This is a genomic window from Arthrobacter sp. ok909 (assembly GCF_900104405.1).
Lineage (GTDB): Bacteria > Actinomycetota > Actinomycetes > Actinomycetales > Micrococcaceae > Arthrobacter > Arthrobacter humicola.
Genome location: NZ_FNJS01000030.1, coordinates 1 through 21480 on the forward strand (window position 1 = coordinate 1; position 21480 = coordinate 21480).

The following is a 21480-nucleotide window of genomic DNA, read 5'->3' on the forward strand; positions in this document are numbered from 1 at the left end:
AAGGCCAACCCGTTCGACCTCGTCTTCCACGGCGGCTCCGGCTCCTCCGAGAAGGAAATCGCCGACGCCGTCTCCTACGGCGTGATCAAGATGAACATCGACACCGACACCCAGTACGCCTACACCCGCCCCGTGGTAGACCACATGTTCCGCAACTACGACGGCGTCCTGAAGGTCGACGGCGAGGTCGGCAACAAGAAGCTCTACGACCCCCGCGTCTGGGGCGCCTCCGCCGAGGCCGGTCTGGCCGCCCGCGTGGTCGAGGCCGCCCAGCAGCTGGGCTCCACCGGCAAGACCTTCTAGTCATGTCCGACGAGTTCCGCAAGAACCTGATGGGTCCCGAGCCCACGCTCCTGCCTGCCGAGACTGAGATCTACCAGCACCTCGCGCTCGGCCAGGAAGCCCTGGACCTCGTGGCGAAGTACCCCACCTCCTCGCTCCTGTGGGCCATCCTGGCCGAGGAGGCGTGGACAGAAGGCCGCACCATCGATTCCTACGCGTACTCGCGGGTCGGCTACCACCGCGGCCTGGATTCGCTGCGCCGCAACGGCTGGCGCGGCGTCGGACCGATCCCGTGGGAGCACGAACCCAACCGCGGCTTCCTGCGCGCCCTCTACTCGCTGGGCCGCGCGTCCGCCGCGATCGGCGAGGCCGAAGAGCCGGAGCGGATCGAAAAGTTCCTCAACGATTCCGATCCCGGCGCCAAGGCGGCCATGGAAGCCCAGGGCTGAGACGGCGCCAAACGACGCAACGCGGGGTGACCTGCCGCCCGTTCCCGTGACCGGGACGGGCGGTAAGTGACCCCGCGTTGCGGTTTAACCGAAGGATTAATGTCTGACGGCGGGCCCCCACCGTGAGGTGAGGACCCGCCGTCGGCGGATCAGCTGGCCTTGGCCAGACCCGTCCGGGCCATGGCATCCGTGTAGGCCGTGTGCATTTCCGCCAGGTACTCCTCCTGGCGGACCGGGGTCCCGGCGAAGGCGCGGCCGCTGAGCGAGCGGACCTTGTAGGTCTTGAGGCCGCGGCGCCAGATCATGGGCACTTCGGTCTTGAGCAGCAGGTTGGCCAGGCGGTTGGCTTCGGTGCCGTGGGCCACGATCACCGAGGCGCGGGGCACGAGGGCCAGGAACTTCAGCAGCGGCTTGAGGCCGGCGGAAATCTGGTCCGGCGTGAACTTGCCGTTGGCCTCGCCGGGAACGTACCAGGGGTGGACGTTCCACGGCATGACGAATTCGGGGCGCAGGCCCAGCTTCCACTGGATGCCGAGCATGCGGGTGGCCGCCTCGTCGTCGCCGGCGGTGATGAAACCCGACGCGTCCGCGGTGCCGATGTTGGAGTAGAGGCTGATGATGCGGCACTCATCGACATCGTGCATGGGGTCCACGTAGGGGACAGAGGTGCCAGCCTTGGCTGCCTGGAGAGCGTCACAGAGCTCATTGACGGGGGCGACGTTAGGTTCGTACCGGCGGCTCAGGAGCTCTTCGCGGAAATTTTCAGTGGCCAGGGCTGTCATATGTTGCTGGGTCTCCTGCGGGATTGGCAAAGCTGCCACACCGGACGCGGGCACGCCGAATACAGGGCATGAAGAGCATTGGTGTGGTTTGAAAATGTGGTGTGGACCGATTCGGGACCGATCCTTATCAGTCTATCAAGCCCCGCGAAATGCAGCACCGGCCCGTGCTCCGGCAGCCCGGCCGCTGCCTTGGCGACGGCGTCACGATGGCCCGGCCAGTGCCTTGGCGGCGTCCGGGCGCTGCTACCAGAGGCGCTTGGTGGCGCGGCGGGCGCCCTCGCCGAGGGCCTCCAGCTTGGCGTAGGCAATTTGCGGATGCACCCTGCCGCCCAGCCCGCAGTCGGTGGATGCGATCACGTTCTCTCGTCCCACGAGCTCCGCGAAGCGCACGATCCGGTCCGCCACGAGGTCCGGGTGTTCCACGACGTTCGTGGCGTGGGAGACGACACCGGGGATGATCACCTTGCCCTCGGGGAGCGTGGTGTCCTCCCACACCCGCCACTCGTGCTCGTGCCGGACATTGGCCGCTTCGAAGGAGTAGCCGCCGGCGTTGACCTGCAGGACCGAGCCGACGATGTCCGCGAAGGGGATGTCCGTGGTGTGCGGGCCGTGCCAGGAACCCCAGCAGACATGCAACCGGATCTTGTCCTGCGGGAGGTCGCGCAGCGCCCAGTTGGTGGCTTCGACCCGGAGCTGAATGAACTTCAGGTAGTCCTCGAGGCTCGGCTCGGGGTTGATCTGGTCCCAGCTCTCGGCCAGCGACGGGTCATCGAGCTGGACCGTCAGGCCGGCGTCGATGATGGCTTTGTATTCCTCGCGCATCGCGTCGGCGCAGGCATAGAGGAGTTCCTCGTCGCTCTTGTAGTACTCGTTGGCCACGCGGGCGCACGAACCGGGGGAGAGCGACGCGACGAATCCCTCGGTGAGGCCGGCCGCGGCCAGGCCCGTCTTGAGGTTGGCGACGTCCGAGGCCACGAGTGCCTGGCCGGTGTACGTCAGCGGCCCCGCGATCTTCGGCTGCGTCACGGCACGGCGGTGCGCCAGGATCCCCGAGGACGGGTCGTTGTAGGCGTCATTGAACTTCTGCCGGTCCCGGCGGTCGGGGAACGAGGTCAGGACGATCTTGCCCGGCGAGGAACGGTGCACCTTCGCGTCGGCCCAGCGGTCCACGTCGGTCGGTTCCAGGCCGCCGAGGCGCGAGAAGGAATAGTTCCACCAGGCGCCGTAGTCCACGGAGCTGGACATCGTGTGCCCGTACTCGCCGTCGTTGGCGATGTCGATGCCGAGATCCTTCTGGCGCTGGACGACGTCAACCACCGAGGTTTTCAGCAGGTCCAGGAACTCGGGCGTGATGCCGTCGGCCTCTTTGGCCTCGTTCGCGGCGATCAGCTCGGGCGTCCGGGGCAAAGAGCCGGCGTGGGTGACGCGGATGTGGTCGATGTTCCGGGAAGTCTTGTTCTGGGGCTCGGTCTTTTCGGACATGGCGCGGTTTCCTTTCCATCGGTCCTGGCGGTAGCACCGGTGCCGGCCACGGCGGCCGCGGTTGGGCAGGCTGTGTCCGGGAGGGTTGCTGCGGCGTCAACGGTCCAGGTCCCTCGGCCGCTCGGGATGGTCACTCTCACTCAATTCCACCCCGGCCCGTCCCGCAAGTCGCGCCCACTATGTGTCGGGCATGGCCCGGTGGATGGTGCAGTTGGCGTTCACCGCAGCCTAGCTGCCGGTCCACGCGAGGACCCAAAGCGATGCCGGTCACCGTTTTCGGCTAAACTTGGGTGGTAAGAGCCCCGGAACTCTGGCGTTGGGTAAGAGCACAGCGGTAGATTCGGGGCATTCTCATGAACGGCGCTGAGCTGCGGTGGCCACCTGGTCAATCGCACGCAGTTTGGCCCGAACGAATGGGGGAGGATCCCATGCCAGCAATCGTGATCGTCGGAGCCCAGTGGGGCGACGAAGGCAAAGGAAAGGCCACCGACCTGCTCGGCGGCCGGGTTGACTACGTCGTCAAGCCCAATGGCGGCAACAACGCCGGGCACACCGTCGTCGTAGGCGGTGAGAAGTATGAGCTCAAGCTCCTTCCTGCCGGCATCCTGAGCCCGAACGCGGTTCCGATCATCGGCAACGGCTGCGTGGTGAACCTGGAAGCCCTGTTCCAGGAAATCGACGGCCTCGAGGCCCGCGGCGCGGACACGTCCCGGCTGCGCGTCTCCGCCAATGCCCACCTCGTGGCGCCGTACCACCAGGTTCTGGACAAGGTCACCGAACGTTTCCTCGGCAGCCGCGCCATCGGCACCACCGGCCGCGGCATCGGCCCGGCGTACATGGACAAGGTGGCCCGACTCGGCATCCGCGTCCAGGACGTCTTCGACGCCTCGATCCTGCGCCAGAAGGTCGAAGGATCGCTGCGCCAGAAGAACGAGCTCCTGGTCAAGGTCTACAACCGCCGCGACATCGAGGTGGACGAGATCGTGGAGTACTTCCTGTCCTTCGCCGAACGCCTTCGCCCGCTGGTCATTGACAGCACTTTCGTCCTGAACACCGCCCTGGATGAGGGCAAGGTGGTCCTCATGGAGGGCGGCCAGGCCACTTTCCTGGACGTCGACCACGGCACCTACCCGTTCGTCACGTCCTCCAACCCGACCGCCGGCGGCGCCTCCGTGGGCTCCGGCATCGGTCCCACCCGCATCTCGCGCTCCATCGGCATCATCAAGGCGTACACCACGCGCGTCGGCGCCGGGCCGTTCCCCACGGAACTGTTCGACGAGATGGGCATGTACCTGCAGAAGACCGGCGGTGAGTTCGGTGTCAACACCGGCCGTCCCCGCCGCTGCGGCTGGTACGACGCAGTCCTGGCCCGCCACGCCTCCCGCGTCAACGGCTTCACGGACTACTTCGTCACGAAGCTGGACGTGCTCACGGGTATCGAGCAGATCCCGGTCTGCGTGGCCTACGATGTCGACGGCGTGCGGCACGACGAAATGCCCATGACCCAGACCGAGTTCCACCACGCCAAGCCGATCTTCGAGTACTTCGAAGGCTGGACCGAGGACATCACCGGCGCCCGAACCCTGGAAGACCTGCCGGAAAACGCCCGGAACTACGTCTTGGCGCTGGAGAAGCTCTCCGGTACCCGGTTCTCCGCGATCGGCGTCGGACCGGACCGCGACCAGACGATCGTCGTCAACGACCTGATCAACGACTAACACTTTAGAAACTGACGCTCGACGGCGGCGGGTCACCCTGGCAGGGGCGGCCCGCCGCCGTCGCTGTTAAGGTCCTTGTTAGGGGGCCGTGCTGAGGCTCGCGCTGAGTCGCGGCTAAGACGGGCTTGCTGCGCGGGCCTACTGCGAGGACGTGAAGCGCAGCGAAAGCCAGTTTTCCCGGCATGCCCTGGCGGTGGCTTCGGCGTCGCGGAGGCCGGCGAGCCGGATGATTTCGGTGTGCTGGGCCACGGATCCCCGGGCGGCAAAGGAGCCGAAGCGCATCCGCTCCACCCGGCGCAGGACCGGGGTGGTTTGTTCCAGGAGGTCCCGGAGCACCGGGTTGCCGCTGACGGCGACAAAGACCGCGTGGAAATCGTCGTCGGCCTTCAGCGCCGACTCGACATCCGCGTTTTGCAGGGCCTGATCGAAGCGCGAGTTGGCCTCGGCCATGGCGGAAATGTGCTCCTCCGTCAGGAGCGGGACGGCCAGGCGTGCGGCCAGCTCGTGAAGCCCGGCCACCACCTGCTGCGTGCTCTCGGTCGAGGCCTGGTCGTAGGGGGCCACGATGGTCGCCTTGCCCGGCAGTGCAATGACCAGGCCGGCGTGTTCCAGCCGGAGCAGCGCCTCCCGGATGGGGGTCCGGCTGACGCCCAGCCACGCTTCCAGTTCCGTGTCCTTCAGCCGTTCGCCGGGCTCGAAAGTGCCGTCGACGATCGCGCTCCGGATCGAGTCGAAGACGTTGTCCCGGAGCAGCGGCCGCTTGTGGACTCCGGAGAGCGAGGGGACGGGCATGCAACATATCGTATATCCCTCTTGTCCTCCCGGAGCCGGTACCGGACAATACAATATATTGCATGTTGGATGTTCGAGATGCCGTTTCCACCGCGAGCGAAGGACCGTCGATGGCCATCACCGATTTTGAGCGCTACCCACTGATGTTTGGACCGAGTCCCATTCATCTGTTGCCACGGCTCACCGCCCATCTGGGCGGTGCCCGGATCTGGGCGAAACGGGAGGACGTCAACAGCGGCCTCGCGTTTGGCGGCAACAAGACCCGCAAGCTGGAATACTTCGTCCCGGAGGCCCTGGCGCAGGGCGCGGACACCTTGGTGTCGATTGGCGGCTACCAGTCCAACCACACCCGCCAGGTCGCGGCGGTGGCAGCGAAACTCGGCCTCAAGGCCCGCCTGGTCCAGGAAAACTGGGTCGACTGGCCGGATCCGTTGTCCGACCGTGTGGGCAACATCCTGCTGTCGCGCATCATGGGGGCAGATGTCCGGCTGGACAGTGCGGGCTTTGACATCGGCATCCGCAGCAGCTGGGAAAACGCCATCGAAGAGGTCAAAGCCGCAGGCGGCAAGCCGTACGCCATCCCGGCCGGCGGGTCCGACCACAGGCTGGGCGGACTGGGCTTCGCCAACTGGGCTTACGAGGTGGAACAGCAAGAGCGCGAGCTCGGCGTCTTCTTCGACACCATCGTCGTCTGCACGGTCACGGGCTCCACTCACGCCGGGATGATCGCGGGCTTTGCCGGCCAGGACAAACCGCGCCGGGTGATCGGCATCGATGCCTCGGCGACCCTGCAGAAGACCCGCGACCAGGTGGAACGCATCGCCCGGAACACCGCCGAGCTGATCGGCCTGGGCCGGGACCTCCGCGACGACGAAATCACCGTCATGGAAGGCTGGGCCGGGGATCTCTATGGCATTCCGGTCGACTCCACCTTGGAGGCCATCCGCCTTGGCGCCTCGCTCGAGGCCATGATCACCGACCCCGTGTACGAGGGCAAGTCCCTTGCCGGGCTGATCGACCTCGTGAAAAGCCGCGAGATTCCGGCCGGAAGCAATGTCCTTTACGCCCACCTGGGCGGGCAGATCGCCCTCAACGCCTACAGCGGGCTCTTCCGGTCCTGAGCCGGCGGCGCCGTCCGGCACAACTGGGCCGCGGCGCTGACGACGACGGCGGGTCCCCTGGCGACGGGACCCGCCGTCGTCGTCATTCCGCCGCTAAAATCCCCGGCTGCGCCCGGTCCGAAAAAAGAAATAATGATTTTCCGATTGGTGCGTAACCTTTCGGGTCACCCCGACGATTACTCCTTTGTAAGCGCCGCCGGAGCCAGGACCCCCATCGGGCACCGGACGGCCTTCCACCGTAAGCGCCGGCCGGCGCCTTCCCCCCATCTGGTCTCCGGTCGGCCCTTTACCGAAAGCGCTTGTCGGCGCCTGCCCCCCAACGGGCGCCGGCAAGCCTTCCACGGCGAGAGCGGGCTGTCGACGGCCCACGAGGCCTCAGCCCGCCTTCCACCAAAAAACAAAGGATGTATGTCTGTTATGAAGAGTGTTAGCAACACCACCAAGATTGCTGTCGGCGCCGCCATCCTCGCAGTCGGAGGATTCTCCGGCATCGGGCTCGCCAACGCGGCCCAGATGTCCAGCACCCAGCAGTCTGAAGTGACCCACGCTACGCCCGCCACCCCGGCGACCCCTGCGGTCCCGGCTACCCCGACCCTCCCGGCAAAGCCTGCCGTCCCGGCCACCCCCGCAGTTCCCGCGGCACCGTCGGCCGATGGCTCGGCCCAAGGCCACACCGCCGCCGACGCCGACGTCAAGGGCACCGAGGGTGCAGGCGAAGGCTCCGTCGACGCCGACCAGGACGGCGCCACCGTCAAGGGCGACGCCAGCGTGACGGGTGCTGGCGCTGAGGCGCGCGCCAACGCCAACGTCAAGGCCGCGGTCCCCGCTGTTCCTGCTGTCCCCGGAGCCAACGGCGTTCCGGCCACCCCGGCCGTTCCCGCCACTCCGTCCGTCGAGCTGCCCCAGCACGACAAGTAATCTCCGGCTCTTGAGCCTGGACCCCGGTGGGGTCCGCAAGCAGGAACCTCTCGCTTTGAGGGGCCCGGGGGTGCGGCCGCTAGACTTTTTGGGGCCGCACCCCAGCAGTAACGGAAGGACAGCCTCTTGGCACAGCAGCTAAGCGACGACGACTTGTCAGCCGCTTTAGCTGGCGACCCATCAGGCTTCAGCGCGGTGTACGTGGCAATTTCCCCCGCCGTGCTGGGATATTTCCGGGCCAGGGGAGTGGACGACGCCGAGGCCCTGACCCAAGATGTGTTCGTGGACGTCCTGCCAAAACTGGCCGGCGTCACGGGCGGCCACACGGGTCTGCGGACGTTTATTTTCTCCGTGGCCCACGCCCGGCTGGTGGACTACCGGCGGCGCGAGCAACGCACGCCGCATCTGGCCGAATACGACCCCCTGAACGACGCGCGGTCCTCGGCATCGGCCGAAGACGAGGCGCTCGGCTCTTTGGGCGGTATCTCTGACACTCTCGCGAGGCTCAACGAGGAGCAGCGGGAAGTTCTGGTCCTGCGCATCGTCGCGGACCTTTCCATCGAACAGGTGGCCGGCATCATGGACAAGACACCGGGTGCCATCAAACAGCTTCAGCGGCGCGGGCTCAGTGCCCTGCGCGAACTCGTAACCGAAAAGGACCACGCAGCATCATGACGGGCACCCGCGACCCCCAGCAGGATGGCAGCATCCACGCGATGCTGAGCGACTCCGGCCTCGAAACCGCCGCCGAACTCCGGAGCGCGCTCGAACAGCTCCACGCCCTGGTCCCGGAGGCGGCGCCCAAACCCCGCGCCGACCTCGTGGCAATGCTCACGTCCGGAACAGCCAGGGCAGCCGGGCCGGACGCCGTCGTCGTCAATCTTGCTGATCGACGCAGGGCAGGGAACCGCCGCCTCGCGATCGTGGGCGGCGCCGTGATCGGTGCCATGAGCCTGGGCGCGGGGGCCGTGGCGGCTTCCAGCGAGGATTTCCGGCACAGCGTCAGCCAAACCGTCGGTGTCATCTTCCAGCCCTCGGGCCACGCGACTCAGGCCCCGGAACATGTCCAGCCGTCGCCGGCTTCTGTCCCGGCCTTCCCCGCGCCTGCCGGCACTGCCCCTGCCGGCACTTCGGGCACTGCACTGCCGTCCAGCGGCGCACCCGCCGGCGCGGCACGGGACGACGGCAAGGAGGCGGCCGAGCAGGCCGGACACACGCCTCCCGTCTCGCCCCCCGCCGTCGGCCGGGACGGCATCCTGCCGGCTCCGGGCCACGGGCCGCAAGCGCCGGGCCTACCCACGATGCCCGGCAATCCCGGTGGTTCCGGCGGCGAGGACCTGCCCCGCGTCCCCGGCTACATCACGCCAACCCTGCCCGCGATTGTTCCGACGAAGGCTCCTGACCACTCCTAAACCGTTAAAGCAGTTGCGCTATCACTTCGGGTCGTTCTCAGCGCTGAGAACGACCCGAAGTGATAGCGCAACGGTGGGGTGGCGGCGGGACGGTGGCTAGGCCAGGATCTGCCGCTTGGCGGAAATGACGCCGGTGTCGAAGCCGGCCAGGTGCAGGCCGCCATGGAAACGGGCATGCTCAATTTTCACGCAGCGGTCCATCACGACGTCGAGCCCGGCGGCCTCGGCCTCCTTCGCTACGTCCTCGTGCCACGAACCCAGCTGCAACCACAGCGTCTTGGCGCCGGCCGCGATGGCCTCCTCCAGGACACCCGGCAGGTCATCGTGCTTGCGGAACACATCCACGATGTCCGGACTCACCGGAAGATCCGCGAGCGAGGGGTACGTCGGCTCGCCCAGGATTTCCTTCACCACGGGGTTCACGAAATAGACCTTGTACCGGGTGGAGGACTGCAGGTAGGTCGCCACGAAATAGCTCGCCCGGGACGGCTTGTCCGAGGCCCCCACAATTGCGATGGATTTCGCCTGCCGCAGCAGCTTCAGGCGTTCCGGCGCCGAGGGCCCGGTCCAGGTTCTGGTTTCTTCCGTGCTCATGCGTTTGCTCCGATCGTGCAGCTGTCCGCCGGCAGGACGTCCGGGGCGGATTGTTCGGACTGTTCCGATGCCGCCGTCAGCGCCTGGTCGAGGTCCCACAGGATGTCCTCGAGATCCTCCAGGCCCACCGAGATGCGGACCAGGTCCTCGGGGACGCCGGCGGCTTCCAGCTGTTCCGGGCTCAACTGCTGGTGCGTGGTGGACCCCGGGTGGATGACGAGGGTCCGGGAATCGCCCACATTGGCCAGGTGCGAGGCCAGCTGCAGGGCCTCGATGAACTTCTGGCCTGCCGCGCGTCCGCCCTTCACCCCGAAGGAGAACACTGAGCCGGGACCCAGCGGCAGGTACTTCCTGGCCCGCTCGAAGTGCGGGTGCGAGGGCAGCCCGGAGAAGTTCACGTAGGCCACGCGCTCGTCGGCCTCAAGCCATTCGGCCACGGCCTGGGCGTTGCTGAGGTGCTCGTCGAGGCGCTGGGGGAGCGTCTCCACGCCCTGCAGGAGCTGGAACGCCGACTGCGGGGACAGTGCCGGGCCGATGTCGCGCAGCTGCTCGCAGCGCAGCTTGGTAAGGAAGCCGTACTCGCCGAAGTTGCCCCACCACGAGACGTTGCCGTAGGAGGCCACGGGCTCGGTCATCGTGGGGAACTTGCCGTTGCCCCAGTTGAAGCGGCCGCTCTCCACAATCACGCCACCCAGGGTGGTGCCGTGGCCGCCGAGGAACTTCGTGGCGGAGTGGATGACGATGTCCGCCCCGTGCTCGATCGGCCGCACGAGATACGGCGTGCTCAAGGTGGCGTCGACGACGAGTGGGATGCCGGCGTCGTGCGCCACCTTCGCCAGGGCCGCAAGGTCCTGGACTTCCGAGGACGGGTTGGCCACCACCTCGACGAAGATCGCCTTGGTGTTCTTCCGGATTGCCGCGGCGTAGTCCGCCGGGTCCGTGCCGGGAACGAAGGTGGTGTCCACGCCGAAGCGGCGCAGGGTGACGTCCAGCTGGGTCACCGTGCCGCCGTAGAGCTGGGAGGCGGCCACGATATGGTCCCCGGCCTGGGTCAGCGCGGCGAAGGTGATGAACTCCGCGGCCATGCCCGAGGACGTGGCCACTGCGCCGATCCCGCCTTCGAGGGACGCGATGCGTTCCTCGAAGGCGGCCACGGTGGGGTTGCCGATCCGCGAGTAGATGTTGCCGTACTTTTGCAGGGCGAAGAGGTTCGCGGCGTCCTGGGTGTCCTTGAAGACGAAGGACGTGGTCTGGTAGATCGGCACGGCGCGGGCGCCGTGCTCGGCGTCGGGAGTGCCGCCGGCGTGCAGGGCGCGGGTGCGGAAGCCGAAGCTGCGCTCCGCCACTACGCGGCCACCTCAACCTGTGCCACGGGCGTGCCGGACAGGTCCAGTTCCGTGCCGTGCTTGCGGGCGAGGTCGGCCTCGAGTTCGCGGACGATCGGCAGGATGTCCTGACCGAACGCGGCCACCTCTTCCTGGAAGTGCAGGTAGCCGGTGAGGAACAGGTTCACGCCGATCTTCTTGTACTCCACGATCCGCTCGGCGATCTGCTCCGGGGTGCCGATCAGCTGGGTCTTGAAGCCGTCGTTGTACTGGACCAGGTCCTCGAAGCTCGAGTCGGCCCACATGCCCTTGCCATCCTTGGTGGACGGTCCGGCTTCCTGGACGGCGTCGCGGAAGCCCTGGACGGCGGGCTTGTGCGCCTTTTCGACGATCTCGCGGAGGGTGTCCCGGGCCTCCTTCTCGGAGTCGCGGGCGATGACGAAGCCGTTGAGGCCGAACTTCGGAGAAGGCAGCCGGCCCTCGGTGCCGCGGCGGGTCTCGCCGGACGCAGCGACCACTCCGGCGATGTTCTCCTTGAACCCCTCAAGGTCCTTGCCGTTGGAGAAGTACCAGTCCGTCACACGGCCGGCGGTGGCCTGCGCGGCAGTCGAATTGCCGCCGAAGAAGATCTCGGGGTGGGCCCGGCCCGGCACGTCCACCGGTGCCGGCTGCAGGGTGAAATCGGTGATGTTGTAGTACTTGCCGGACTGGCTGAAGTTCTTTTCGGTCAGCAGGCCGCGGAGCACGCGGATGAATTCCTCGGTGCGGACGTAGCGCTCGTCGTGTTCGAGCCATTCGAGGCCGAAGTTCTCAAACTCCGCCTTGAGCCAGCCGGAGACGATGTTGACGGCGGCCCGGCCGTTGGAGATGTGGTCCGCGGTGATGAGGTACTTCGCCAGCACGCCGGGGTGCCATATGCCGGGGTGGACGGCGGCGATCACCTTGAGCCGCTCCGTGGCGGCCAGCAGGGCGAGACTGAACGAGGTGGCCTCGTGCTGCTTGTCGGCGCCGTAGGAGGCGGCGTAGCGGGTCTGGGTCAGGGCGTATTCGAAGCCGGAGTTCTCGGCGATCCGGGCCAGCTTCTTGTTGTACTCGAAGTCCCAGCCGGTGCGTTGTTCGATCGTGGAGACCACGAGACCGCCGGAGACGTTCGGGACCCAGTAGGCGAATTTCAGGGGTTCGGAAAGACGGGCGACGCTGCTGATGTCAGTCATGGGGTTTCCTTTACTTCTGGGTGGGGATGGCTGCTACGGGGACGGCCGCGGCGCGTTCGCGCAGCACGTCCTGGATGCCGGCGACGGCCGGCTCGTTCTGGAGGGAGGTGGTGTCGCCCAGCGTGGTTCCTTCGAAGAGCTGGGTCAGCAGCCGGCGCATGATCTTGCCGCTGCGGGTCTTCGGCACATCGGGGATGACGACGACGTCGCGCGGCTTGGCGATCGGGCCGATCGCCTTCGCGACGTGCGCTTTCAGGGCGCCGTGGATGTCGGCGGTGGCCGCCGAATCCTTCAGCACCACGAACGCGATGATCGCGTGTCCGGTCTTCGGGTCCGCGACGGGGCATACCCCGGCCTCCACCACGTCCGGGTGGGAGACGAGGGCCGATTCGATTTCGATGGTGGAGAGCAGGTGGCCGGAGACGTTGAGCGTGTCGTCCACCCGCCCGAGGATCCAGATGTCGCCGTCGTCGTCATATTTGGCGCCGTCACCGGCGAGGAACCAGCCCTGCGCCGCGTACTGGCGCCAGTACGAATCGAAGTAGCGGCGCGGGTTGCCCCAGACCGTCCGCGCGATGGCGGGACCGGGCGCGTCGACCACGATGAAGCCCTGGACGCCCGGCGGCACGGTGGTGCCGGCGTCGTCCACGATCCGGGTGCTGACGCCCGGCAGCGGCCGGGCGGCGCAGCCGGGCTTGAACTCGGTGTCGGTCGGGGCGGGGGAGAGGATGGTGGCGCCGGTTTCGGACTGCCACCAGGTGTCCACCATCGGGGCAGTGCCGGCGCCGAGGTTGGCCCGCAGCCAGCGCCAGGCCTCGGGGTTGACGGCCTCGCCGACGGTGCCGAGGAGCCGGATGGAGGAGAGGTCGTACGTGTCCGGTACGCCGTCCGGGAACCAGCCCATCAGGGAGCGGACCAGGGTGGGCGCGGTGTAGTACTGCGTGACGCCGTAGCGTTCGATGATCTCGAAGTGCCGGCCCGGGTGCGGGGTGTCGGGGGTGCCCTCGAAGATCACCTGGGTGGCGCCGTTGGAGAGCGGGCCGTAGAGCTCGTAGGTGTGCGCGGTGACCCAGGCGAGGTCGGCTGTGCACCAGTGGACGTCCTGGTCCCGCAGCGCGGGGTCCGGGTTGCTGAAGAGGTGCTCGAAACTCCAGGAGGCCTGCGTGAGGTAGCCGCCGGAGGTGTGGACCAGGCCCTTGGGCTTACCGGTGGTGCCGGAGGTGTACATGATGAACAGCGGCGTCTCGGCGTCGAACGCCTCGGCTTCGTGGATCTCGGAGGCGGTCCCGACGGCGTCGTGCCACCAGAGGTCGCGGCCTGCGGTCATCGGGACGGTGTCCAGCAGTTCCGGCGCCGTGGTCCGGTTGACCACCAGGACGTGCTCGATCGCGTTCTTGCCGGCGACGGCGGCATCCGCATTGTCCTTGACCGGCACGGGCACGCCGCGGCGGAACTGGCCGTCCGTGGTGACCAGCAGCTTGGCGCCGGTGTCCTCGACCCGGAAGCGGAGCGCCTCGGCGGAGAACCCGCCGAAAACGAGGGAATGAATGGCTCCGATCCGGGCCGCGGCGAGGGTGATGACCACGGTCTCCGGGATGACCGGAAGGTAGATCACCACACGGTCGCCCTTGGTGATGCCGAGATCCAGCAGGGCATTGGCGGCCTTGGAGACCTCGCGCTGCAGCTCCGCGTACGTGATGGTGCGGCGGTCGCCCGGTTCGCCCTCGAAGTGGAGGGCCACCTTGTCCCCGCGTCCCGCGGCCACGTGGCGGTCCACGCAGTTGTGGGCGACGTTGAGTTTGCCGCCGTCGAACCAGCTGATCTGCGGGCCGAGACCGGCTTCGACGTCGGCAGGAATCATACGGTGGGCCGTGTGCCAGGGCTTGCCGCCGGAGGCATCGCCGCTGGAGGCGTCACCGGCAGGGCCGGCGGCGAAGTCGCCGGAAAGGTCCGCCCAGTCGAGCCGGAGGGCGGCTTCCTCCCAGAAGGCGATCCGCTCCGCCTCGGACATGAGGGCGGGCGTCGTGGTCTCGGGCGTGGACACGGAATTGACAGTCATAGGTGTGCTCCATCGGTCCTGGCGGTAGCACCCTGCTGATGGCCAGGGTTGCTGCGGCTGCATCGATCCAGGTCTCTTGGCCGCTCGGGATGGTTGTACTTCACACTAAAGGGATGCGCGTCCCGATCGTGAAATTGCCGTCTTGTGCCACGTAATATTCGGCTCTGCAGAATTTTGTGGCCTTTCGGCGGTCATTTCTTCGACGCCGGCGCCGCGGCTGCCAGCCGTCCGGTGCGCTCGCGGGTACTGCGCGTAGGCTGTGCTCATGCCCCATGTCAACGATCCTGCAGTCCTCGAACGGCTGATGCGCACCAAGGGGCGGTGGGCCATCGTCGGCCTCTCCACCAACGAATGGCGCGCCGCCTTCGACACCTCTCTGTTCATCCGCGACCGGCTGGGCATGGAGATCATTCCGGTGAACCTGCCGGGCGATCCGGTGCACGGCGAAACGGGTTATGCCAGGCTCGCCGACATCCCGGACAGCAAACGGCCCATCGACGTCGTGGACTGCTTCGTGAATTCGCAGAAGGTGGGCGCCGTCGTGGACCAGGCAATCGCCGTCGGCGCCAAGGCCGTCTGGATGCAACTGGGCGTCATTGACGAGGTGGCCGCCGAGCGCGCGAAAGCCGCCGGCCTCGATGTGATCATGAATGCGTGTCCGGCGCAGGACGCCGTGCGCTTCGGCTTGTAGCCCCCGCAACGGAACCTGAAACAGTAGGCTCGAAGCATGGATGCAGTTGCACTTCGGGTCCTTTGCCTCGGTTTCCCCGGGGCCTTCGAGGACTTTCCGTTCGGTCCTGAGACCTCCGTCTTCAAGGTCCGCGCCGCCGTCTCGGGCGAGCTCCGGGCCAAGATGTTCGCGCTGTCAGCGATGGACGAGGCCGACTTTTCCGTCAGCCTGAAATGCGAGCCGGTGCTCGCGCAGCAGCTGCGTGCTGCCCACCCGGAAATCACCGGCGCCTGGCACCTGAACAAGACGCACTGGAACGGCGTCCGGCTGGACGGCTCGTTGCCCGATTCCATGATCCGCGACATGGTGGAGGACTCCTACGACCTCGTGGTCGCTACGCTCAGCCGGCGCCAGCAGGAGCAGCTCGGCTGGGCCCGGCTCGCGGAGGGAGGGCAGGCGTGAACACGCGGATCGCCGGCGGTGCGCTGAACTATGCGGGCATCGGCGCCACGGAACATGGCCCGCCGCCCGAGGGCGTCGAATGCCTTGTCACGCAGGCCCATGTGGGGGAGGGAATGGCGGCCTACCGGCGTGCGGTCCAGGGCATGCTGACGTGGCAGCTCCAGAAACGGTCAGGGCTGCGGGTCCGGGCGGAGTCCGGCGTCGTGGTCCCCGGAACCCGCGTGGTGAGCGGTTTCGGCGTCGGGCCCTTCCGCATCAACGCCCCCTGCGAAGTGGTCTGGGTGCGACGGCCGGTGACGGGCGACGGCCCGCAGTCCGCCGGATTCGGCTACGGCACCCTGCCGGGACATCCGGTCCGCGGCGAAGAGGCGTTCGAGATCTCGATCGATGCGCAGGGGATGGTGACCATCGCGATCACCGCGTTCGGCGCACCGTCCAACTGGTTCTACGCGGCGGGCGGCGTCGTGACCAGGCGGGCACGGCGGCACGTCACTTCCAGATACATTAGGAGTGCCCAAGAACTGGCCGCAGGTGTGAGCTGAGCAGGAGCCAATGGATGCTTGATCAACAGACCCTTGACCGATTGTGGAATTTCGATGAACCGGCGCTCTCCGAAGCCCGCTTCCGCGAGGCACTTGCCGAGCCCGGCTACGACGCCGATGAACGCGCCGAACTCACCACGCAGCTGGGCCGGGCCATCGGGCTGCAGGGCCGCTTCGAGGAAGCCGACGCGCTCCTGGACGCGGTCGACGGCGACGAGCCCACCGTGGCGGTGCGTGTGCTCCTGGAACGCGGCCGGGTGCTCAATACCAGCGGCCATCCCGAGATGGCCGTGCCGCTCTTTGAACAGGCCGCCGAACTCGCGGACCACCTGGGCGAGGAATTCCTGGCCGTGGATGCGCTGCACATGCTCGCCATAGCCGACTCGGCGCACGCCGTGACGTGGACCCGAAGCGCCCTGGAGTACGCGTCCACGGTCCACGATGAGCGGACCAAGCGATGGATCGTCTCCCTCCACAACAACCTCGGCTGGACGCTGCACGACGCCGGCCGCTGCACCGAGGCCATGGTGGAGTTCCAGCTCGCCGAACAGTGGGCCGGGAGGATCGGGACCCCGCGGCAGCAGGAACTGGCCCGCGAGGCCATCAAGGCCTGCTGACGGCCGAACCCGCCACATTTTGCACCAAATTGAGAGGAATTTTCCGTGATATTCATTGTCGTCAAATTCAAGGTCAAGCCCGAATGGTCCGAGCGCTGGCTCGGCCTCGTGGACGATTTCACCCAGTCCACCCGGAAGGAGCCGGGCAACCTCTGGTTCGACTGGTCCCGCAGCGTGGAGGATCCCAACGAGTTCGTCCTGGTCGAGGCCTTCAAGGACGACGCCGCAGGCGACCACGTCAACAGCGAGCACTTCAAGAAGGCTATGGCGGATATGCCCCAGGCGCTCGTGGAGACGCCCCGCATCATCAGCCGCCAGTTCGACGGCGAAGGCTGGGACCGGATGGGCGAACTCACCATCTAGCCACCCGCCCCCGCATCGATTGCTCCACAAACGCCCTTTTGAAGCCTCAGAATGGCGTTGGGCCCACGCCGGCCGGGTTCCCTGGCCGAGCTTGCGAGGCGAGGGGGCCGTTGGGGAGCAATCGATGGGAAAATTGGGGCATGTGGATCGGCTGGATTGAATTCGACCTCCTCCTCGGCGACGTCCACAGCCTGAAGGAGAAACGCTCCGTGGTGCGGCCGGTACTTGCCGAGCTGAAGCGGCGCTTCGATGTCTCCGTGACCGAGGCGGACCTGCACGACCAGCACCGGCGCACCGTGATTGGCGTGGGCCTCGTCGCGGCCGACCGGGCCCATCTCGTGGAGGTGCTGGCCGGCGTCGAACGCTTCATGGCCGCCCGGCCGGAGATGGAGCTGCTCAGCGCCCGGCAGCGGGAGCTCCGAAGCGACGACTAAACCCTTATCGTTTGCTCCGCAAACGTCCTTTTGAGGCTCCATAACGGCACTTATGGAGCAATCGATTGGACGGTGTGGATAACTTCTGCGGCGTCGACGCGGTTCTGGTCTCATGAACCCATGAAGACCGCTCGCCCGTTGCCAGGCAATTTCCAGGGACGCCCCTTCACCGTTGTCGAAGCAGCGAATGCCGGGGTGTCGCCCAAAAGGCTCCGCCACCGCTCATTGGCCGTGCTGGGCAGGGGGATTCGTACCCTGGGCCCGACGCCGGGGCTTCCCCTGAGCGTGCGAGTGCGGCCCTTCATTGAGGTCAATGAGCGATGCGCCGCGTCGCACCTCACCGCGGCGGAGCTCGGTGGGCTTCCGGCGCGGCAACCAAAGGAGGGACCGGAGATGTACCACGTGATCAGGCCCGAGGGCGCGGCCCACCTCAACCGGCCGCACGTCATCGTTCACCGGATGAAGCTCTACGACGACGAGATCACGCTTCTGGACGGGATTCCCATCACCACCCCGGAGCGAACCTGGCTGGATTTGGCCGAAATGCTGACCGTAGACGAACTCGTTGTGGCCGGCGACAGCTGCGTCCGGATGCCTCGGCCGGAATTCGAGGCCAGGGACGTGCCGCTGTGCACGCCAGGCGATCTGCAGCGGATGATCGACCGCCACAAGGGAAAGCGCGGGATCCGCAAGGCGGGGGAAGCTATTGCGCTCATTCGGGTGGGCTCGGATTCGCCGCAGGAGTCTTTGTTGAGGCTGGCGATTGTGCGGGCCGGTCTGCCCGAACCCGAGCTGAACGTGCCGATCATCGACGACGCAGGAACGCGGCATCATGAACCTGACTTGTCTTACAGAAGATACCGGATCGGCATCGAGTATGAGGGCGAACTCCACGGTGCCGAAGGGCAGATTGTCCGGGACATCGCCCGTTCCGAGCGTTACACGGCCCTCGGCTGGACAGAGGTCCGGATCTCCAAGCGGCATATGGCATATGATGCGAAAGCCGCGGTTGCCAAGGTCCGGACCGCGCTCGTGCAGGCCGGCTGGCGTCCGGGCCGATGAACCAAAACGACTGCTCCGCAACTGCCCTTCTGAGGGTTCAAAAGGGCGGTTGCGGAGCAGTCGATGGAGGGTGGCGGTGGGTGGCGGTGGGGACTAGCCGAAGTACTTCGGCAGGGTCGCCTCGTGGGCTTCGCGGAGCGCGTCAAGGCTCATGGGTTCGACGCCGTTGATCTCCAGCGTGCCGCCCTCGGCGTCCACCACACCGATCCGGAGGTGCGCAAAGCCGCGGGCGGTGCACATGTCCGTGAAGCGGATTTCCTCCGAGCGGGGCACCGAGACGATGGCGCGGCCCTGGGTTTCGGAGAAGAGCGCAGTGAACAGGTCCACGCCGTCGCGGTCCAGGACGTCCTGCAGCGCGATCCGGGCACCCACGCCGTAGCGCAGGGACGATTCCACGAGGGCCGCCGCGAGGCCGCCTTCGGAGAGGTCGTGGGCGGCGTCCACCATGCCGTCGCGGGAGGCGTTGATCAGGATCTCGCCCAGTGCGCGTTCGGCGTCGAGGTCAACCTTGGGCGGCAGGCCGCCGAGGTGTCCGCGCAGGTTGGACCATTCGGAACCGTCCAGCTCGGCAGCCGTCGTGCCCAGCAGGTAGATGGCCTGGCCGTCTTCCTTCCAGCCCGACGGCGTGCGGCGCGCGACGTCGTCGAACTTGCCCAGCACAGCCACCACGGGGGAGGGGTGGATGGGGGTGGTGCCGGTCTGGTTGTACAGCGAGACGTTGCCGCCGGTGACCGGGATGCCGAGCACCATGCAGGCGTCGGACAGGCCGCGGATGGCTTCGGCCAGCTGCCACATGACGTCGGGGTCCTCGGGGGAGCCGAAGTTCAGGCAGTCGCTGACGGCCATCGGCACGGCGCCGGAGGTTGCCACGTTCCGGTACGCCTCGGCCAGGGCCAGCTGCGCGCCGTGGTACGGATCGAGGTAGGTGTAGCGGCCGTTGGCGTCGGTGGCCAGGGCGACGCCCAGACCGGTTTCCTCGTCCACCCGGACCACGCCGGCGTCGTCCGGGAACGCCATGGCAGTGTTGCCGCCGACGTAGCGGTCGTACTGCTTGGTGATCCAGGACTTGTCGCACATGTTCGGCGAGGCCACGAGCTCGGTGATCGCGGCGGCCAGGTCCGCAGGGGCGGAGGGGCGGCCGGCGTCCTGCACGGACCCGGTGAAGGAGTCGGCCTGGACGGCGTCCTGCCATTCGGGGCGGGCATACGGGCGGTCGTAGACCGGGCCGTCGTGCGCGACGGTGCGCGGGTCGACGTCGACGATCACTTCGCCTTCCCACGTGATGATCAGGCGGCCGGTGTCTGTCACCTCGCCCAGCCAGGAGTATTCCACGGCCCACTTGTCCATGACCGCTTCAAACGCGGCGATGTTCTCCGGGGTGACCACGGCCATCATGCGTTCCTGCGACTCGGACATCAGGATTTCGCCCGGGGTCAGGGTGGGATCGCGCAGCAGGACGGAGGTCAGTTCGACTTCCATGCCGCCGTCGCCGTTGGAGGCGAGCTCGGACGTGGCGCAGGAAATGCCCGCGGCGCCCAGGTCCTGGATGCCCTCCACCAGGGAACCCTTGAACAACTCCAGGCAGCACTCGATCAGGACCTTCTCGGCGAAGGGGTCGCCCACCTGGACGGCGGGACGCTTGGACGGCTTGGTGTCGTCGAAGGACTCCGAGGCCAGCACCGAGGCGCCGCCGATGCCGTCACCGCCGGTGCGTGCACCGAATAGGACCACCTTGTTGCCCTTGCCGGAGGCATTGGCGAGGCGGATGTCCTCGTGGCGCATGACGCCGACGGCCAGCGCGTTGACCAGCGGGTTGCCCTGGTACACGGAGTCGAAGACCATTTCGCCGCCGATGTTGGGCAGGCCCAGCGAGTTGCCGTAGCCGCCGATGCCGGCCACGGCGCCGTGCATGACGCGGGCCGTGTCCGGGTGGTCGATGGCGCCAAAGCGCAGCGGATCCATCACGGCCACCGGGCGCGCGCCCATGGAGATGATGTCGCGGACAATGCCGCCGATGCCGGTGGCCGCGCCCTGGTAGGGCTCCACGAACGACGGCGAGTTGTGCGACTCGATCTTGAACGTCACGGCCCAGCCGTCGCCCAGGTTGGTGACACCGGCGTTTTCGCCGATGCCCACGAGCATGTCCTTCTTCATCTCCTCGGTGACCTTTTCGCCGAACTGGCGCAGGTGGTTCTTCGAGGACTTGTAGGAGCAGTGCTCGCTCCACATCACGGAGTACATGGCGAGCTCGGCGCCGGTGGGGCGGCGGCCCAGGACCTTGACGACCTCGTCGAACTCGTTCTGCTTCAGGCCCAGTTCGGCCCAGGGCAGTTCGGTGTCCGGAGTCTTCGCCGCGTTCTCCACGGTGTCGATGTTGAACTTCCGGGTGGTCTCCGCGGGCGCCGCCACTGCGGGTGTCTCCGTCATTTGTTGCCTCCCACGATTTGGTTCAGGACAGAGGTGAAGAAGCCGAGGCCTTCGGTGCCGGAGCCTTCCTCCGGGCCGAAGCCGGCCTCCACGGCGTGCTCGGGGTGCGGCATGAGGCCCACCACGTTGCCTGCGGCGTTGGAGATCCCGGCGATGTCGCGGCGGGAACCGTTCGGGTTGAACCCGACGTAGCGGAACACGACGCGGCCGTCGGCCTCCAGCGCGTCCAGGGTCTTCTCGTCGGCGATGTACTGTCCGTCCTGGTTCTTCAGCGGCACGGTGATTTCCTGGCCGACCGCGTAGTCGCCGGTCCACGCCGTGGAGTTGTTCTCCACGCGGAGGACCTGGTCGCGGCACATGAATTTCAGGTGGTCGTTCTTGATCATGGAGCCGGGCAGCAGGTGCGACTCGGTCAGGATCTGGAAACCGTTGCAGATGCCGAGGACCGGCAGTTTGGCCTCCGCGTTGGCGGCGTCGATGATCTTGGACATCAGCGGCGCGAAACGGGCGATCGCGCCGGCGCGGAGGTAGTCACCGTAAGAGAAACCGCCGGGAATCACGACGGCGTCGACGTCACCCAAGGTGGTGTCGGCATGCCAGAGTTCCACCGGGGTGGCGCCTGCCAGGCGGACCGCACGGGCGGCGTCGCGGTCATCCAGGGTGCCGGGGAAGGTCACGACGCCGATCCGCGCCCCCGCGAGCTGTGGGTTAGCGGCGACGGCAACAGCCTCGCCGATCAGGGGGAGTTCAGTCAT

At 67.2% G+C, this 21480-nt stretch carries 23 protein-coding genes; 14 read left to right on the forward strand and 9 right to left on the reverse strand.

The window, feature by feature from the left end; all coding sequences use genetic code 11:
• Positions 1–303, forward strand: a 303-nt coding sequence (locus BLR03_RS18805) for a class II fructose-bisphosphate aldolase (protein WP_175460616.1), incomplete at its 5' end; no start/stop codon positions are given.
• Between the two features lie 2 nt (positions 304–305).
• Positions 306–731 carry a DUF3151 domain-containing protein gene (locus BLR03_RS18810; RefSeq protein WP_091255582.1) on the forward strand — a complete coding sequence of 142 codons (426 nt, stop codon included), beginning with the start codon at positions 306–308 and terminating at the stop codon, positions 729–731.
• Positions 732–880: 149 nt separating this feature from the next.
• Here BLR03_RS18810 and BLR03_RS18815 read toward each other — a convergent pair whose 3' ends face one another.
• Positions 881–1513 (reverse strand): uracil-DNA glycosylase family protein, encoded by a 633-nt coding sequence (locus BLR03_RS18815; protein ID WP_091255584.1) that lies wholly within the window; start codon positions 1511–1513, stop codon positions 881–883.
• 243 nt (positions 1514–1756) lie between these two features.
• A complete protein-coding gene (locus tag BLR03_RS18820) occupies positions 1757–2995 on the reverse strand; it encodes a cobalamin-independent methionine synthase II family protein (protein ID WP_091255585.1) in 1239 nt (412 codons plus the stop codon).
• Between the two features lie 428 nt (positions 2996–3423).
• Between BLR03_RS18820 and BLR03_RS18825 the strand changes: the two genes are divergently transcribed.
• Positions 3424–4713 (forward strand): adenylosuccinate synthase, encoded by a 1290-nt coding sequence (locus tag BLR03_RS18825; RefSeq protein WP_091255587.1) that lies wholly within the window; start codon positions 3424–3426, stop codon positions 4711–4713.
• A 138-nt stretch (positions 4714–4851) separates the two neighbouring features.
• Here BLR03_RS18825 and BLR03_RS18830 read toward each other — a convergent pair whose 3' ends face one another.
• Positions 4852–5505, reverse strand: coding sequence for a GntR family transcriptional regulator (locus BLR03_RS18830; protein WP_091255588.1), 654 nt, complete (start codon positions 5503–5505; stop codon positions 4852–4854).
• Between the two features lie 110 nt (positions 5506–5615).
• Here BLR03_RS18830 and BLR03_RS18835 point away from each other — a divergent pair, with 110 nt between their 5' ends.
• The 4 genes from BLR03_RS18835 to BLR03_RS18850 all read left to right on the forward strand — a co-directional run bounded on the left by BLR03_RS18835 (position 5616) and on the right by BLR03_RS18850 (position 8956).
• Entirely contained in the window at positions 5616–6626 is a 1011-nt protein-coding gene (locus tag BLR03_RS18835) for a 1-aminocyclopropane-1-carboxylate deaminase (protein ID WP_091255590.1), read from the forward strand.
• A 417-nt stretch (positions 6627–7043) separates the two neighbouring features.
• Positions 7044–7544, forward strand: coding sequence for a hypothetical protein (locus BLR03_RS24515; protein ID WP_091255592.1), 501 nt, complete (start codon positions 7044–7046; stop codon positions 7542–7544).
• Positions 7545–7670: 126 nt separating this feature from the next.
• Positions 7671–8219 carry an RNA polymerase sigma factor gene (locus BLR03_RS18845; protein ID WP_091255593.1) on the forward strand — a complete coding sequence of 183 codons (549 nt, stop codon included), beginning with the start codon at positions 7671–7673 and terminating at the stop codon, positions 8217–8219.
• Positions 8216–8956, forward strand: coding sequence for a hypothetical protein (locus BLR03_RS18850; RefSeq protein ID WP_091255595.1), 741 nt, complete (start codon positions 8216–8218; stop codon positions 8954–8956). Before BLR03_RS18845 ends, BLR03_RS18850 begins: the two co-directional genes overlap by 4 nt.
• Positions 8957–9052: 96 nt before the next feature.
• On the opposite strand, the gene BLR03_RS18855 is transcribed toward BLR03_RS18850, so the two are convergent.
• From BLR03_RS18855 to acs, 4 genes are read right to left on the reverse strand one after another with little or no spacing between them, the layout of a single operon-like run.
• Positions 9053–9550: a CoA-binding protein gene (locus tag BLR03_RS18855; RefSeq protein WP_091255596.1), complete on the reverse strand. Its 498-nt coding sequence runs from the start codon at positions 9548–9550 to the stop codon at positions 9053–9055.
• Positions 9547–10896, reverse strand: a complete 1350-nt coding sequence (locus BLR03_RS18860) for an O-acetylhomoserine aminocarboxypropyltransferase/cysteine synthase family protein (protein WP_091255598.1) — start codon at positions 10894–10896, stop codon at positions 9547–9549. The genes BLR03_RS18855 and BLR03_RS18860 overlap by 4 nt, the downstream gene beginning before the upstream one ends.
• On the reverse strand, positions 10896–12089 hold the full coding sequence (gene sfnG / locus BLR03_RS18865; protein WP_091255600.1) for a dimethylsulfone monooxygenase SfnG: 1194 nt from the start codon (positions 12087–12089) through the stop codon (positions 10896–10898). Before sfnG ends, BLR03_RS18860 begins: the two co-directional genes overlap by 1 nt.
• Before the next feature lie 10 nt (positions 12090–12099).
• The gene (gene acs, locus BLR03_RS18870) at positions 12100–14148 is read right to left on the reverse strand and encodes an acetate--CoA ligase (protein WP_091255601.1); all 2049 of its coding nucleotides are present in this window, start codon (positions 14146–14148) and stop codon (positions 12100–12102) included.
• A 265-nt stretch (positions 14149–14413) separates the two neighbouring features.
• Between acs and BLR03_RS18875 the strand changes: the two genes are divergently transcribed.
• The 7 genes from BLR03_RS18875 (at position 14414) to BLR03_RS18905 (ending at position 18298) form a co-directional block, all read left to right on the forward strand.
• Positions 14414–14839 (forward strand): CoA-binding protein, encoded by a 426-nt coding sequence (locus BLR03_RS18875; protein ID WP_091255603.1) that lies wholly within the window; start codon positions 14414–14416, stop codon positions 14837–14839.
• 36 nt (positions 14840–14875) lie between these two features.
• A complete protein-coding gene (locus BLR03_RS18880; protein ID WP_091255605.1) occupies positions 14876–15280 on the forward strand; it encodes an MmcQ/YjbR family DNA-binding protein in 405 nt (134 codons plus the stop codon).
• On the forward strand, positions 15277–15822 hold the full coding sequence (locus BLR03_RS18885; protein WP_091255607.1) for a DUF1990 family protein: 546 nt from the start codon (positions 15277–15279) through the stop codon (positions 15820–15822). The genes BLR03_RS18880 and BLR03_RS18885 overlap by 4 nt, the downstream gene beginning before the upstream one ends.
• 14 nt (positions 15823–15836) lie before the next feature.
• Positions 15837–16439 carry a tetratricopeptide repeat protein gene (locus tag BLR03_RS18890; RefSeq protein ID WP_091255609.1) on the forward strand — a complete coding sequence of 201 codons (603 nt, stop codon included), beginning with the start codon at positions 15837–15839 and terminating at the stop codon, positions 16437–16439.
• A gap of 45 nt (positions 16440–16484) precedes the next feature.
• Complete coding sequence (locus BLR03_RS18895; RefSeq protein WP_091255614.1) at positions 16485–16802, forward strand: putative quinol monooxygenase; 318 nt, start codon at positions 16485–16487, stop codon at positions 16800–16802.
• A 140-nt stretch (positions 16803–16942) separates the two neighbouring features.
• Positions 16943–17236, forward strand: a complete 294-nt coding sequence (locus BLR03_RS18900; protein WP_091255616.1) for a DUF503 domain-containing protein — start codon at positions 16943–16945, stop codon at positions 17234–17236.
• A 393-nt stretch (positions 17237–17629) separates the two neighbouring features.
• Positions 17630–18298 carry a hypothetical protein gene (locus BLR03_RS18905; RefSeq protein ID WP_091255618.1) on the forward strand — a complete coding sequence of 223 codons (669 nt, stop codon included), beginning with the start codon at positions 17630–17632 and terminating at the stop codon, positions 18296–18298.
• 93 nt (positions 18299–18391) lie between these two features.
• Here the strand turns inward: BLR03_RS18905 and purL are convergent, their stop codons facing one another.
• Both purL and purQ read right to left on the reverse strand, forming a co-directional pair.
• Positions 18392–20725: a phosphoribosylformylglycinamidine synthase subunit PurL gene (gene purL / locus BLR03_RS18910; RefSeq protein ID WP_091255620.1), complete on the reverse strand. Its 2334-nt coding sequence runs from the start codon at positions 20723–20725 to the stop codon at positions 18392–18394.
• The gene (gene purQ / locus BLR03_RS18915; RefSeq protein WP_091255622.1) at positions 20722–21480 is read right to left on the reverse strand and encodes a phosphoribosylformylglycinamidine synthase subunit PurQ; all 759 of its coding nucleotides are present in this window, start codon (positions 21478–21480) and stop codon (positions 20722–20724) included. The genes purL and purQ overlap by 4 nt, the downstream gene beginning before the upstream one ends.